This is a genomic window from Paenibacillus sp. FSL R7-0026 (assembly GCF_038004485.1).
Classification (GTDB): domain Bacteria; phylum Bacillota; class Bacilli; order Paenibacillales; family Paenibacillaceae; genus Paenibacillus; species Paenibacillus xylanexedens_A.
Genome location: NZ_JBBORG010000001.1, coordinates 276,992 through 291,488, shown reverse-complemented (window position 1 = coordinate 291,488; position 14,497 = coordinate 276,992). Strand labels below are relative to the sequence as shown.

Genomic DNA, 14,497 nt, shown 5'->3' with positions numbered 1-14,497 from the left:
GATCAAAATTTTTCTTTTAAATTTAAAACACTAGATGCGTCTAATCTCGATTTCTCGAACCCTTTGGAGACACACCCGTCACTCGCTTAAACATCTTGGAAAACAGTAAGGGGTCCGTATAACCGACAGAATGGGCCACTTCACTGACCGACAGCCCTGGACTCTGAAGAAGTTCGGCAGCCCGATTCATACGGTACTCCAGAAAAAAGGACTGTAGCGACATGCCATATCGCTCTTTGAACAATCCCGACAGATACGTTCGATCCAGTCCCACAGCTTGGGCAATATCCAGAATGGAGGTCCGCTGACTGTACCTGTTCTCCATAAACTGCACCGCCTGCCGGATGTACGTCTCTTTGTTCGAAAGGAGGTGCCCTATTTCTTCCTTCACAGGCGAAGAAGAGATTAATTCTGCCACCAAGCGATACAAGAGACTCTGATTCATCACATCGCCTCCCGGACGCGTGGAAGCCTGGACCATCTCTGTATACAAGTGTTCCATCGTATTTCTATCATGGGCATCATATATCGGGTGCTCCGGGCTCAATTGGGCACGTTGCATGAATGCTTTGGCTTGTACGCCTTTAAAACCAAACCACGAATACGTCCAGGGCTCCTTCGGATCTGCCTCATAATGAATAAGTGTGTCTGGGAGAATGACAAATCCCTGTCCCTCGCTAAGCTTGTATTCCTGATCCCCCATGTACACGGTACCCCGTCCTTCATGGATGTAATGCACAATGTAAGAATCACGTACACCCGGTCCCCAATAATGCGCAGGATCACATGCCTCCCACCCAAAAAACAACAACATCAGCTCCATCTGTGTCCAGCCTGCGGGAACCACATTCATCTCAATCCGACTCATTTTTCGCCCTCCATCCTGACTTCGTTCCGCTTACCTCTTCATTTAGTCTATTTATATTATAACAGCTAAAGTGCTTCCATATTAGTTGAAAACGGAAACAAAAATGGGATTATGCCATGTTTGAGAGGGGTTGAACCATAGTTATATGTGCCGAATCAGCCTATAGTTGGGGTACAACATTTTTCAGGGAGGCTGAACTTAAGATGAACAAAATTACGTTTCTCGGTGCAGGTAGCACTGTCTTTGTTAAAAATGTATTGGGTGATGTCATGATGACCGAAGCACTGCAGGATTTTGAATTGGCATTGTTCGATATCGATGCTGAACGTTTGAGCGATTCAGAGCGTTTGCTGACCAGTCTGGCCCGTTCACTCGGAAGTCGTTGTGTGATTAACGTATATCATGACCGCAAAGAAGCACTACGCGGAGCCAAATATGTCATTAATGCCATCCAGGTCGGTGGATATGATCCATGTACCATTACGGACTTCGAGATTCCGAAGAAATACGGACTGCGTCAAACGATTGCAGATACACTCGGCATCGGCGGAATTTTCCGTAACTTGCGGACGATTCCGGTCATGCTGGATTTTGCCCGAGATATGCAGGAAGTATGTCCGGATGCGTGGTTCCTGAACTACACCAACCCGATGGCCGTGCTTACCAACGTCATGAATGTGCATGGTGGGATTAAAACCGTAGGTTTGTGTCATAGTGTACAGGTATGTGTACCACATCTGTTTGATGCACTGGGGATCGATCAGACAGGTGTTGTGGCTAAGATTGCAGGGATCAACCACATGGCGTGGCTGCTCGAAGTTACCAAAGACGGGCAGGATCTGTACCCCGAGATTAAACGTTTGGCGAAAGAAAAACAGAAAGAACAGCATGACGACATGGTTCGTTTTGAGTTGATGCAGCGTTTTGGCTATTATGTGACGGAATCCTCAGAACACAATGCCGAGTACCACCCTTACTTCATCAAGCGGAATTACCCGGAGCTGATTGAACGCTTCAACATTCCACTGGATGAGTATCCACGCCGCTGTGTGAACCAGATTGAGGGCTGGAAAGAAATGCGTACCAAGCTGTTTGCCAGCGAAAATATTGAACATACCCGCAGCCGTGAATACGCATCGCATATTATCGAAGCGATGGAGACAAATAACCCGTACAAGATTGGCGGCAACGTCATGAACAACGGACTGATTACGAACCTGCCGCGTGAAGCATGTGTCGAGGTCCCTTGTTTGGTGGATGGATCAGGAATCAGCCCTACGTATATTGGGGATCTGCCTCCACAACTCGCGGCATTGAACCGGACAAACATCAACACGCAACTGCTGACGATTGAAGCAGCAATCACTGGCAAAAAAGAACATATCTATCATGCTGCCATGCTTGATCCACATACGGCTGCCGAACTGTCTATTGATGACATCGTAGCGATGTGTGATGAGTTGATTGAGGCTCACGGCGACTGGTTGCCAAAATACACGTCATAATATAAAAGCACCGTTTCCTTTGCAGCTAAAGGGGACGGTGTTTTGTTCTTTCCATATGCTCACCCGCTGAATGGTGCATCACATCATGGTTACGAAATGTCCCGCTCTCTTAAACGTTATTCGGCAGGGAGCAAAAAGCGATAACCAATGCTAGGCTCCGTCTGAATGTACCGTGGATTCGTTGGATCTTCATTTAATTTTTTACGCAGATGTCCCACATATACCCGAAGATAATGGCTGTCGGACTCATGATGATGCCCTCCCCATACTTGCTGCAAAAGCTGACGCTGGGTGATGATTTTCCCTGCATTGGAGGCAAGCACTTTCAGCATCTCATATTCCGTTGGGGTTAATTTGACCAAAGCCCCCTCCAGTTCAACCTGCCTTTGGGCTAGATCAATCGTGAGTGATCCGAAGTGCAGTATCGGCTCATCCGTCGTTTTGGCTACATGACGAAGCGCCACTCGAATACGGGCGACCAACTCACCCATTCCAAATGGTTTGGTCACATAATCATCTGCACCACCATCCAACGCGGCAATTTTGTCTCCCTCCTGATCCTTCGCTGTCAGCACTATAATCGGCACTTGCGACCATTCGCGAATCCGGCGAAGGACCTCCATGCCAGACATGCCCGGCAAACCAAGATCAAGGATGATCAAATCCGGATGTACAATACTGGCCTGAATAACGCCCTCCTCGCCATCCCCACACTCGTGAAGTTCGAATTGGTGTGCCTGAAGGGTGACCTTGAGCAATTTGCGGATCTGCGGCTCATCATCGATCACCAGTATGCGAGCCCCTAGTGGTGCGTTCATGTTATTCTTCAACCTCTCCTTGTTCTGAATAGGGAAACCGTGGTCCGTGAGCCTTCATGGGGATATTTATGCGCATTCTCGTTCCCCCGCCCGGATTCGGCTCTGCCACAATGGTACCTCCGTGGACCTCCACAATGCCTTTGCAGATCGCCAGACCAAGCCCCGTTCCTGTGACATGCTGAGTGGACTCCGAGCGATAGAACTTATCAAATATACGTGTTCTTTCCGCTTCCGGTATACCAATGCCTTGATCAGCTACCCAGATTATCAATTGACTTAGGCTCTTATCACTCGTCACCGTGATGACAATCTGGCTCTCATCAGGCGAATATTTGATGGCGTTGCTGACGATATTGACCAGTACCTGCTCCAACAATACTTCATCTCCGTAAATGAACGCCGGATCATCAGGCAGTTCAACTTGAATGTTGCGATGCGGACTGAATTCCCGAACCTGTGTCAGTACAACGCTGATCATGTCCCCCACGTCACACCATTTCCGATTCAATTGCAACATGCCGCTCTCCAGCCGAACCATGCCCAGCAGATTCGTGACGAGACGATTCATGCGCAAAGCTCCATCCCGAATGTTGCCTGTTAATTCTCTCCGATCCTCGGGTGTAAAAAGAGCATCATTCTCCAACAATCCCGTAGCCGAGCCGATAATGGCGGTTAGGGGCGTACGCAATTCATGAGAGACAGAGTCCAGCAACGCTGTGCGTATGCGCTCCGATTCAGCAGTGATCTGCGCCAATCGGGCCTCTTCAGCCAGCTTCACTCGGGCAATGGCACCTGCGGCCAGTCCTCCGCATGCTTCCAGCAAACGAAGCTGTTCTTGCTGTTCTTGCTGTTCTTGCTGTTCTTGCTGCTCATGAACCTCACCAGCGTCCATGCTCACAGCGAGCACGCCATGAATCTGCTCCTCTGTGCGTAGCGGCACATATAGCCCGAGAGATTCCCGCAAAGTGGATGATCCTTTACCAGTGATCTGTCCGTGATGATACACCCATTTGGCAATGGCAATCTCCGACTCTCCATCTCCCCAGCCATCCTTTTCCCCTTCTGATGCGGGTGCAGAAGAGCTTGTAACCAGCAGATCCCCCTGCCCATTCGGAAGATACACAGCTGCTGGCTTACCGAGGGTAAGCGATACTTGGGTTGCAATGTTAACCAGTAATGTATTCAGATCCGTAATGGCTGTCATCTGACGACTCAATGCGTACAGGGAGTTAGTCGTGGCCTCACGTGCTTTTACCATCTCCAACTGTTGTCGCAACCGACCTGCAAGACTTGCTGTCAGGATCGCCACCGCAAGATACACGACAAAGGAGATGAGATATCTCAAGTCTTCAACCGTAAAGCTCAAATATGGCGGTACAAAAAAGAAGTCAAACATAATGACGCTAAAACTCGCGGCATATATAGCTGGCCCCATTCCCCAATACACAGCACTCACCAGTACGGGAAACAGGTATACAAGCGCTACATTAACCAGATCACCACTCATGCCGATGGCATGAAGCAGTAAAGTTAGCAGCGTCACCCCGAGGGTCACCCATACATATGCCGGAACCCGTTTACCATGGGCTGCCCGCGTTTCTTTTTTTATTCGTTCAGACAAAATCATTCACATCCTGCTCAGTTCATAATCATAATCTGCAACGATTAATACATCCAGATGCCGCGACAAGCGTACAAGTCGGTTGACCACCGAACCTGAGCCGCGGTAGCCATTCAGCCACCACAACCGTCTTGCCTGCCCGACCACCAACTGGGTTGCTCTCGCCTCCGACGCCTTTCTTGCCAAAATCTCAGGTACATCGCGCAACCTTGGACTGTGATGAATATGAAATTGACCGCCAAGCCGAATCGTCAGCTGCTCCAATGCTTCCAGATGGCACTTGACTTCGTCACTCATGGACTCACCGATGTGGATATGATGTACATGCCAGATGGCTTTTAGACGAAAAGCCATGCGGAATCCGCGCCGGATCAGCCGCTCGGCATGACGATCACTGCTTACACATACGAAGACTGCTTCCTGTCTGCGCCAAGGTCCTCGAAGTGCAATTTTAGCCTGCTGTGCTTCAAGCCGTTCATCCACATCATCCGCCAGCTCGCGCAGAGCAAGTTCTCGCAAGGCAATCAGATTACCGATTTTGAAGAAATTCGCAAGGGCTTGCTCGACCTTGGCAGTTGCATAGATTTTACCCTCCCTCATGCGCTGCCGCAAGGCCTGAGGCGCCACATCAATCAGCTGCACCTCATCCGCCATCTGAATGATCCGATCGGGTACCGTCTCGCGGACACGAACACCGGTAATATGTTCAACGGCATCATTCAGACTTTCTAGATGCTGTACGTTCATTGTGGTAATCACCGAGATGCCTGCATTCAGCAGGAGCAGGACATCTTCATAACGCTTTTGCCGGACACTTCCGGGCACATTCGTATGCGCCAGTTCATCCACAAGCACCACTTCTGGACAAAGATGCAGAATGGCCTCCGTATCCATTTCTTCCAGACGAGCCTCCTGATACACTCGCTGTGCGCGAGGGATCACAGACAGGTGACCCATCTGCTCCACGGTTTCCGCCCGCCCATGTGTCTCCAGCAAGCCGATCTGCACATCGATGCCCTTACGGAGCAAATCATTGCCTTCCCGCAGCATCATGTAGGTTTTGCCTACACCTGGTGCGGCTCCGATATATATTTTGAATGTACCGCGCTGAATCTGGCCTATCTGTTCCTTCATTTCCTGCTCGCTTAGTCTGCGGTATGTCAGCGACTCCACATCGTTAACCTTAGCCGGAACCACACGTTCACCCTCCCGAGCCGCTCGATCAGCAACCAGAAACAGATCGACACCACGTAATCTGCGTAGCAGCGAGTTAACAACGGAACCCTGCCAAAGTTCCTGCCAGCGCGTGCGCCGGGAGTGCCCCATCACAATCCGGGTAATCTGGTGCTCCATGGCGTAACGCGCCAGCGTAGACGGAATGTTGCGACGGTGTAATATAGACAGCTCCTCCATATGGCCGTCAAACTTCTCTACCAGCTTGATCATATTTCGCCGAAATACGGTTGCCTCCTTGGTTAATGGCTGCTGCATATTCCGAAAAACCACGGCGCACAGATCACCATTCAACCGTTTAGCAATCTGTTGTCCACGCCGGATATAGATCGAGCCGTTCCAATGATATTGCGTGGACACGAGAATCCGTTCCATGATGCCTGTTGTGACGGTAATTCCCATCTCCTCCCGATGCTCGCGCAGGGATTCATTCACCCCTTCTGCCACCAATCTCAGGGCCAGTTCGCGCAGAATACCCAGATTACCTTGACGAAATACAGCTTCTCCCTCATGCCCCTTCAGATGACCTTCTGCCAGACGACTCAGTATGGTTTCAGGCGTGACGTCAATCAGCTTGACTTCATCCGCAAGTTCCAGTGTATCCGCAGGTACCGTATGTTCTGCTGCGATACCGGTGAGCTGCCGGGCCAGCTCGGTATACCCTTCCAGCTCATACACATTCACCGTTGTCATGACACTGATGTTGTTTTGGAGCAAGAACTGAATGTCCTCCAGCCGGGTAGCATACCGAGCACCTTCTCTGTTACGATGTGCCAAACCATCCACCAGCACAACCTCCGGATTACGCGCCAACAGTGCATCCAAGTTCAGATCCTTCATCTCTACATCATCACTCTCGCGTAACCAGTGAATGCTTGGAATCCGTTCGAGTGCGCCAAGCTGTTCCACTGTTTCCGGTCTGCGCATTGTGGAGACCGCGCAGATGACCACATCAATGCCCTGCTCGCGCAACGTATTCCCTTCTCGTAACATGTGATACGTTTTGCCCGATCCGCTAACTGGGCCGATGTAGATTTTGAGCGTACCCTGCTGCAGCTTCGTAATCATCTTCAGCATCTCTTCTGGTGATTTGCGCTTGAAGCTGTCTTCCATCCGTCCCTCTCCCCCTTTCCTTATTAGAGCGTGTCATAAAATATGAAGAAAAAAATGGAGAAAGCCCCTCCCGATATATCGTGAGCAGGCTAATATGTTCGTTCGTTAGTTCATTTCTGCTGTCAGCGCCTGATTCAGAGCCGTTACATTTACACGCGGTTCCCCGAATATACCCATCTGACGGCCTTCAGTATGCTCATTTATAAGTTGCACAAGCTGCTTTTCACTAAGCCCGGTAGCTTCGCTAATGCGTGGGATCTGTGCCTCAGCGGCTTCGGGAGAGAGATCTGGGTCAAGTCCAGAGCCTGAACCCGTCACGAGATCAGCAGGGATCTGCTTCAATCCCGGGTTTTCCTGCTGGAGCTGAGCAATCTTTTCTTTCATCTCGCCGATATACTCCTCCGAGGCTACGGCGCGATTTGAACCGGCTGAAGCCGTTGGGTCATAACCGGCATTTGATGCCCGGGGCTGGAACAGCCCCGGCGATTGGAAATCCTGCGCCAGCAGGGACGAGCCGATGATTTTCTCATTTTGCGTAATCAGACTGCCGTTCGCCTGCGCAGGAAAGAGAAGTTGGGCTACGCCAGTCGTTACAAGCGGGTAGATTAGGCCGCATATCAGCATAAGTACGACCGATAACCGTATAGCGGGCAAGAACATGTTCATACAGATCACTTCCTGAATTCATTAGGATAAAAAAACAATTTTGATAAGCGTTGTTATCTCGTTAAAGAATCCCCGATAGTACCATGTCAATCAGCTTAATGCCGATAAAAGGTACAATCACACCGCCTACGCCATAAATGAATACATTGCGGCCAAGCAGCCTCTCGGCTGACATCGCCCGGTACTTGACCCCTTTCATCGCGATGGGAATGAGCAGTGGAATAATAATGGCGTTGAAGATAAGCGCCGACAGGATCGCAGACTGTGGTGAAGCCAGATTCATAATATTCAGCGCCTGCAGCTGCGGCATGGCGAGAATAAACATAGCTGGAATGATGGCAAAATACTTCGCAATATCATTGGATATCGAAAAGGTTGTGAGTGCGCCGCGTGTAATCAGCAGCTGCTTGCCAATGGAGACAACCGACAATAACTTGGTCGGGTCGGAATCCAAGTCAATCATGTTAGCCGCTTCCTTGGCCGCCATGGTGCCCGAATTCATCGCCAGGCCCACATCGGCCTGCGCCAGAGCAGGAGCATCATTCGTACCGTCGCCCGTCATGGCGACGAGCTTGCCCTCCTGCTGCTCTTTTTTGATCGCCGCAATCTTGTCCTCGGGCTTCGCTTCGGCAATAAAATCATCCACGCCCGCTTCCAGCGCTATGGTTGCTGCGGTCAGCGGATTGTCTCCTGTACACATAATGGTCTTGATGCCCATGGCGCGCATCTCAGCGAACTTCTCTTTCAGCCCTGGCTTCACAGTGTCTTTCAGATAAATCACACCGTAGATTCGCTCATCGATGGCCACAGCAAGCGGTGTACCTCCGGCCTTCGCAATACGATTTGCAATCTCATCCAGATCTCCCGGTATACGTCCTCCTTCGGAAGCAATATATCGTTTGATCGCATCCACTGCACCTTTGCGGATCTTCATTCCGCTGCTCAGATTGAGACCGGACATCCGGGTCTCTGCCGTGAACTCCACATTTTCCGCATTTGCATACTCCGTCTCAGCCCAGCTCTGGCCTTGTTTACCTGCCAGTTCCACAACAGAACGTCCTTCCGGGGTCTCATCTCGCACAGAAGCCTGTAAAGCAGCTTGCGTCATCTCTGACAAAGTAATTCCCTGAACGGGAATAAACTCAGATGCCATACGGTTTCCGTATGTGATCGTCCCCGTTTTGTCCAAAATCAACGTATCGATATCCCCGGCCGCTTCCACCGCTTTACCCGACATGGCGAGCACATTAAACTGCGTAACACGGTCCATTCCGGCAATACCAATGGCGGACAGCAACCCACCAATTGTGGTTGGGATCAGGCAGACGAGCAGTGCAATCAATGTCGCTAGATCCAGTCGAATACCCAGGTAATTCGCCATCGGAACCATCGTTAGAATGACTATTAGAAAGATCAGAGTTAATACGGCGAGCAGGGTTGTCAGCGCTATTTCGTTTGGTGTTTTCTGGCGCTGTGCACCCTCAACCAGAGAGATCATCCGGTCAAGGAATGACTCACCCGGATCGGTCTGAACACGCATGACGATGTAATCGGACACGACGCGGGTACCTCCGGTAACCGAGGAGAAATCGCCTCCTGCCTCCTTGATTACCGGGGCGGATTCTCCCGTAATGGCCGATTCATCAATGGAGGCCAAGCCTTCCACAATCTCACCGTCCGTCGGGATCAGTTCACCGACTTCCACACGGACCATATCGCCTTTTTTCAACTGGGTCGAAGACACTTTCCGAATTGTTCCATCCTTCTGCACCAGATTGGCCATGGTGTCCGACTTCGTCTTGCGTAACGTATCCGCCTGAGCCTTACCTCTTCCTTCTGCAAGTGCCTCCGCGAAGTTAGCGAACAGCAGCGTGAATAACAAAATGAAAAACACGGCGATATTATATCCGCGCCCAGCCTCGGATGCGGTGAATAGATCGGGATTGATGCATAATAAAAGCGTAATGAATGTACCCACTTCGACAATAAACATGACCGGATTTTTGATCATGACCACCGGATTTAGTTTCTTGAACGCATCCACTGAAGCCTGAAATATCATATCCTTGCTTAACGACCGTTTCGATCCGGGATCACGTTGAATATTATTACCGCGGTTGTTACCCGGCTCGTTGGCCTTATTTCTGAACATTTCTGTATCCATCTCTTGCATCGTCTGCTCCTTCTTTCGTTCGACTGCATTCATCGTGCACTGCCACCTCCATACGTTACGTCCTTGTGCTGATCCATCTGTCGTTTCCTTGTCATATACCTCATTGAATCATCGCCAGATGCTCTGCAATCGGTCCAAGAGCAAGCGACGGGAAGAATGTGAGTGCGCCGACAACAACGATTATCATGACCAGAATGCCAGCAAACAGAGGTGTGTGTGTCCGCAAGGTGCCCGTGGTTACCGGCACAACCCGTTTCGTAGCGAGTGAACCCGCGATAGCCAGCATGGCGATCATCGAAACGTACCTTCCCAGCAGCATAACGATACCAATCGCAATGTTGTAAAAGTCTGTATTGGCATTCAGTCCGGCAAAGGCCGATCCATTATTGGCTGCACCCGAGGCAAAAGCATAAAGAACTTCGGTCAGGCCATGCATGCCCCCGTTCGAGATGGACGCAATGGCTTCGGGCCGCATAAGCGCGAGTGCCGTTGGCGCAAGAATAATCAAAGGATGGATGAGCAAGGCGATGGATGCGAGCTTCACTTCTTTGCCCTCAATTTTTTTGCCTAGAAACTCAGGTGTTCGTCCCACCATCAATCCACAGATAAAAACAGCCAGAATCACATACAACAGTCCGTTGATCAGCCCTACCCCTTTGCCCCCAAACACGTTATTGAGCATCATCTGAGCCAGTGATACCATGCCTCCAAGTGGAGTGAGCGACTCGTGCATATTGTTGACCGAACCTGTAGTAGCCGCTGTCGTGACTGCTGTGAATAAAGCCGATTCGGGTATGCCGAACCTGACCTCTTTCCCCTCCATATTGCCTTGGAGACCTACTGCATCCAGCGCGGGTACACCGCGATATTCGGAGACAAATACGGTGGTCAACATCACAAGGAAAAGAAAACTCATCGCCGCGAACAATGCCCAACCCTGCTTCCGGTTATTGACCATCAAGCCGAAGGCGTATACCAGTGCAGTCGGTAACAGCATCATGCAGACGATATGCACCAGATTGCTCAGGGCCGTCGGATTTTCGAATGGATGTGCAGCATTGGTTCCAAACCAGCCACCACCGTTGGTGCCAATGTGTTTGATCGACTCCAGTGAGGCGACCAGTCCACGTGAGATCGTCTGCTGCGCGCCTTCCAGCGTGGTAGCGTTCACCGCTCCCGCGAGTGTCTGAGGCACACCCTGGAACACGAGGAACAGGGCCACAATGAAACTCAGCGGTAAAAAAATACGTGTAATCGACCGTACAAGGTCGACGTAAAAGTTCCCCAGTTCATCCCGGCGGCCTACCAGCCCGCGAATGAACGCAATAGCCACCGCAAATCCCGTCGCTGCCGACGTAAACATCGGAAACGTCACGGCCAGCATCTGTGACAGGTACGACAAGGCGTTCTCGCCCGTATACGACTGCCAGTTCGTGTTGGTCATGAACGATACGGCCGTATTAAATGCCTGCGCCGCTGGCATATTGCCGATCCCATCCGGATTAAGTGGCAAATATTTTTGCAGCCGCAGCACCAGAAACATCAATACCAACATTACAAAGTTCGAGAGGAGAACCGCCGTGAGGTACTTTTTCCACCCCATGGACTCATTCTCGCGTACGCCCATTACTCGATAGAGCAGTCGCTCCGGTCCGCCAAAAATCCGATCCAGCCCCGTTCGCTGTCCATCGAACACGTTCACTACATGTTTTCCCACCGGCTTCACCAGCAGCAGGATGATCAGCAGCGTCACCGCTACTTGCACTACACCGATACCCATATCCGCATTTCCTCCCTATTCGACTTTCCCTTGTTCCCGCATTACGCACATCGTCAGCATCAGAATTTCTCCGGCTTCACCAACACATAACCGAGATAAATCACCAGTGCGAGCACAATCATGCCGATGACGATCATCTGGCTTCCCCCTCTCTACCCTCAAGCCTTCTCGCAGAATTTCAAGAATCCCCAAAACACCGCAAACAGCAGCACAACCAATCCAATCATCGTGGCATCATTCACCATGCGCCCTTCCTCCCTCTCTCTACCGTTCTCTGCACCTGCTACATGTAAAATCGTAATATGAAACGCTGTAAAAAAGGGGTAAAGAAATGCTTCTATGGGTGTAAAAAAAGCGTAAAAAAGACCCGCTCTCCTCAGCTAAGGGCTGAAAAGAACGGGTCTATGAAGGTGTACGCTTCATCCAAATGGATTCTGTGCCCACTGCATTAATCTCTTTTTCGTTATTTTTCCATGGGAGGTATGTTTGACGACTTTTCCCTGATCGAGCAAAAGTACCTGTGGTGACTCATGGTGAACCTCTGTCTCTTCCGCAATGTAGCGGGATAACGAGCGATTTTCAATCACTTTGACGATGCGGTAATCCATGGGTTGTTTGGGATCTGATGCATTGGTGCCCACAAACGCCATAAACTCTCTGTACGCTCTAGCACTCGTCGGACACGTCGTGCTGTGCTTCAAGATAAGCACCGGATGATCCTGCGAGTGGTGAAGCGCCTCTTCCCAGTCACCTGGTTTATGCAATTCACGGACATGTTCGCTGAGCATATGTTCTGAGTCTGACCCCGCACGTTTGCTAACCATCGAACCAATCACAATGCCCAGCGCCAAGCCAAAAGCAATCCCGAGTCCAAGCTGCTGCGTAGCCGTACCAATACTGACTCCCATGGCAACACCTATAGCAAGCCATACGGCTTGATGATTTACCTTTTTCTTCATTCAGATCTTCCTTTCCTGAAATATGTATATCAAGGCTATATCTTCTCACCCTATATTCTGATCAAATTATAGCATAGGCCTCTGTAAGCAGGCTTTGAGAATCTTCATCTCCGAGTACAGATTTCGGCGTTTCGATTTAAGCAAAATGCTCATTTGTGATACACTGGTTGTAATTTGGAAACGATGAACATGAAGAATGGATTGGAAGGGCGGAAATTCCATATGACATACGCATTTATGATTGAACCGCAAGATTTTATTGCGCTGGATAACGAAGATGAGCTGATTGAGAAATGTCAGGAGTGGGGCCTGCTTTCGGGTAAAGCGACCAAACTCAAAACGTTCTATTATAAAGGAAACGGATTAAACATGCCGTGCACCATCATTGGATATGTGGATCACATGGCAGCCGTTATTCAACTGGATAATGGTCAAAAGCATTGTATTCACCCGTCTTATCTGAAGGAAATGCAAGCGTCCAGTTACAGTGCCAGAAGCATAAGTAATGCCGGGTCAGATCGCAACACAGAATCGACAACTTCGGATACCGTCGTACCAGTTACCCCTGCTGAACTTACGCAAACTCCAGATGCCTTGGTTAACCTGGGTGAAATTCCGCCGGATCTGGATGATTCAGACGATACGGACACAGATGAATTCTCCTCTGGGCTGAAGGGTGATCCGGATGGGCTAGTAGAAGAGTATGTTGGACCTCAGTCTGGGGCAACCAGTGAAGCCAAACCCAAAGCCAAAACAGCGAGCAAAGCCAAGACCGTTAAGATTGATCTGCCAGAAGGCAAAGTGAAGATGAGTGCCGTTGTCAAAGAGTTCACCACCGTACCGAATCACTTCTCGGACAATGACGATGAAGTCATCATCTATGAAGCAGTTACCATTACGGATCCAGACGTCATTGATGTTGGGGAAGCCTGGTCAAGCCACAGTGCCACCGTTAAGAAACAGGAACTCGAAGTGGGAGACGTTATCACGTTTGAAGCGAAAATCATCAAGAAGAAGCTGACACGTAACCCGGTTCCTTTTAAAATCAACAACCCTTCCAAGATTCAGAAGGAAGGCTAATCAAGTGAGATTAATCACGAATCATTACAAAAATTAGCACAAAAAAACCTCCACAACTGCTCAAAGCAGATCGCGGAGGTTTTTGCCATTTGAAGGCTATATTAGTGAAGAGAACACTCTTAAGCTTGTCCCGGCGTAGCACTAATCTGAAACTGTACACCAAATTTATCAACAACCGAGCCGTAGGCTGGACTCCAGAAGGTTTCTTGTATCGGCATTTTCACTTCGCCGCCGTCTTGCAACTGGTTGAAAATCGCTTTGGCTTCATCTGCCGTATCCGTGTTCACCGTAACCGTAACATGATTACCTACAGTGTACGGCATACCTGGAAACGTATCAGACAACATTAATACCGAGCTGCCAATCTGCAAAGAAGCATGCATAATACGGTCTTTCGCTTCTGGCGGGATGGGGTGATTCGGGTCAGATGGACCGTCGCCAAATGTTTGAAGCGCGAGCACTTCGGCTCCAAATGCCTTTTGATAAAAATCTACCGCTTCACGTCCATTACCGTCTGTTACCAGATACACATTCAAGCTGATCGACATGCGTTCTTCATCTCCTTGGGCTCTTGTAATTATACGATTCACGCCACTTGCGACATGAGTATATATGAACAGGTTGTCCTTTGACAAGCGTATATTTCTGCACTCATCTCTGCGGACCTTTACATGATTAGGG

12 protein-coding genes are annotated in these 14,497 nt (G+C 49.9%); 2 read left to right on the top strand and 10 right to left on the bottom strand.

The features are described from left to right. Nucleotides 1-40 precede the first annotated feature (40 nt). On the bottom strand, nt 41-868 hold the full coding sequence (locus MKY44_RS01345) for an AraC family transcriptional regulator (protein ID WP_341005791.1): 828 nt from the start codon (nt 866-868) through the stop codon (nt 41-43). Between the two features lie 203 nt (nt 869-1,071). Here MKY44_RS01345 and MKY44_RS01340 point away from each other — a divergent pair, with 203 nt between their 5' ends. Beyond that, nucleotides 1,072-2,373, top strand: a complete 1,302-nt coding sequence (locus MKY44_RS01340) for an alpha-glucosidase/alpha-galactosidase (RefSeq protein WP_341005790.1) — start codon at nt 1,072-1,074, stop codon at nt 2,371-2,373. A 116-nt stretch (nt 2,374-2,489) separates the two neighbouring features. Here MKY44_RS01340 and MKY44_RS01335 read toward each other — a convergent pair whose 3' ends face one another. From MKY44_RS01335 to ytxJ, 8 genes are all read right to left on the bottom strand, one after another. Then, entirely contained in the window at nt 2,490-3,191 is a 702-nt protein-coding gene (locus MKY44_RS01335) for a response regulator (protein ID WP_341005789.1), read from the bottom strand. Between the two features lies 1 nt (nt 3,192). Beyond that, nucleotides 3,193-4,818 carry an ATP-binding protein gene (locus tag MKY44_RS01330; RefSeq protein ID WP_341005788.1) on the bottom strand — a complete coding sequence of 542 codons (1,626 nt, stop codon included), beginning with the start codon at nt 4,816-4,818 and terminating at the stop codon, nt 3,193-3,195. Further along, nucleotides 4,819-7,158 carry a histidine kinase gene (locus MKY44_RS01325; RefSeq protein ID WP_341005787.1) on the bottom strand — a complete coding sequence of 780 codons (2,340 nt, stop codon included), beginning with the start codon at nt 7,156-7,158 and terminating at the stop codon, nt 4,819-4,821. 105 nt (nt 7,159-7,263) lie between these two features. Next, nucleotides 7,264-7,824, bottom strand: a complete 561-nt coding sequence (gene kdpC / locus MKY44_RS01320; protein ID WP_341005786.1) for a potassium-transporting ATPase subunit KdpC — start codon at nt 7,822-7,824, stop codon at nt 7,264-7,266. Between the two features lie 61 nt (nt 7,825-7,885). Beyond that, a complete protein-coding gene (kdpB, locus tag MKY44_RS01315) occupies nt 7,886-9,886 on the bottom strand; it encodes a potassium-transporting ATPase subunit KdpB (protein WP_341009757.1) in 2,001 nt (666 codons plus the stop codon). Between the two features lie 211 nt (nt 9,887-10,097). Continuing rightward, nucleotides 10,098-11,777, bottom strand: a complete 1,680-nt coding sequence (gene kdpA, locus MKY44_RS01310) for a potassium-transporting ATPase subunit KdpA (protein WP_445670629.1) — start codon at nt 11,775-11,777, stop codon at nt 10,098-10,100. 59 nt (nt 11,778-11,836) lie between these two features. Continuing rightward, nucleotides 11,837-11,899, bottom strand: a complete 63-nt coding sequence (locus MKY44_RS31490) for a potassium-transporting ATPase subunit F (protein ID WP_353884092.1) — start codon at nt 11,897-11,899, stop codon at nt 11,837-11,839. A 297-nt stretch (nt 11,900-12,196) separates the two neighbouring features. Beyond that, a complete protein-coding gene (gene ytxJ, locus MKY44_RS01305) occupies nt 12,197-12,736 on the bottom strand; it encodes a bacillithiol system redox-active protein YtxJ (RefSeq protein ID WP_341005785.1) in 540 nt (179 codons plus the stop codon). Nucleotides 12,737-12,958: 222 nt separating this feature from the next. On the opposite strand from ytxJ, the gene MKY44_RS01300 reads away from it, so the two are divergent. Continuing rightward, a complete protein-coding gene (locus MKY44_RS01300) occupies nt 12,959-13,816 on the top strand; it encodes a hypothetical protein (protein ID WP_341005784.1) in 858 nt (285 codons plus the stop codon). A 119-nt stretch (nt 13,817-13,935) separates the two neighbouring features. On the opposite strand, the gene MKY44_RS01295 is transcribed toward MKY44_RS01300, so the two are convergent. Further along, complete coding sequence (locus MKY44_RS01295; RefSeq protein ID WP_047841503.1) at nt 13,936-14,364, bottom strand: VOC family protein; 429 nt, start codon at nt 14,362-14,364, stop codon at nt 13,936-13,938. Between the last annotated feature and the right edge of the window lie 133 nt (nt 14,365-14,497).

Excerpts from the sequence above, each read along its gene's own strand:
- MKY44_RS01345 (WP_341005791.1), bottom strand. The coding sequence starts at position 868 with ATGAGTCGGATTGAGATGAATGTGGTTCCCGCAGGCTGGACACAGATG.
- MKY44_RS01340 (WP_341005790.1), top strand. The coding sequence starts at position 1,072 with ATGAACAAAATTACGTTTCTCGGTGCAGGTAGCACTGTCTTTGTTAAA.
- MKY44_RS01335 (WP_341005789.1), bottom strand. The coding sequence starts at position 3,191 with ATGAACGCACCACTAGGGGCTCGCATACTGGTGATCGATGATGAGCCG.
- MKY44_RS01330 (WP_341005788.1), bottom strand. The coding sequence starts at position 4,818 with ATGATTTTGTCTGAACGAATAAAAAAAGAAACGCGGGCAGCCCATGGT.
- MKY44_RS01325 (WP_341005787.1), bottom strand. The coding sequence starts at position 7,158 with ATGGAAGACAGCTTCAAGCGCAAATCACCAGAAGAGATGCTGAAGATG.
- kdpC (WP_341005786.1), bottom strand. The coding sequence starts at position 7,824 with ATGAACATGTTCTTGCCCGCTATACGGTTATCGGTCGTACTTATGCTG.
- kdpB (WP_341009757.1), bottom strand. The coding sequence starts at position 9,886 with ATGATATTTCAGGCTTCAGTGGATGCGTTCAAGAAACTAAATCCGGTG.
- kdpA (WP_445670629.1), bottom strand. The coding sequence starts at position 11,777 with ATGGGTATCGGTGTAGTGCAAGTAGCGGTGACGCTGCTGATCATCCTG.
- ytxJ (WP_341005785.1), bottom strand. The coding sequence starts at position 12,736 with ATGAAGAAAAAGGTAAATCATCAAGCCGTATGGCTTGCTATAGGTGTT.
- MKY44_RS01300 (WP_341005784.1), top strand. The coding sequence starts at position 12,959 with ATGACATACGCATTTATGATTGAACCGCAAGATTTTATTGCGCTGGAT.
- MKY44_RS01295 (WP_047841503.1), bottom strand. The coding sequence starts at position 14,364 with ATGTCGATCAGCTTGAATGTGTATCTGGTAACAGACGGTAATGGACGT.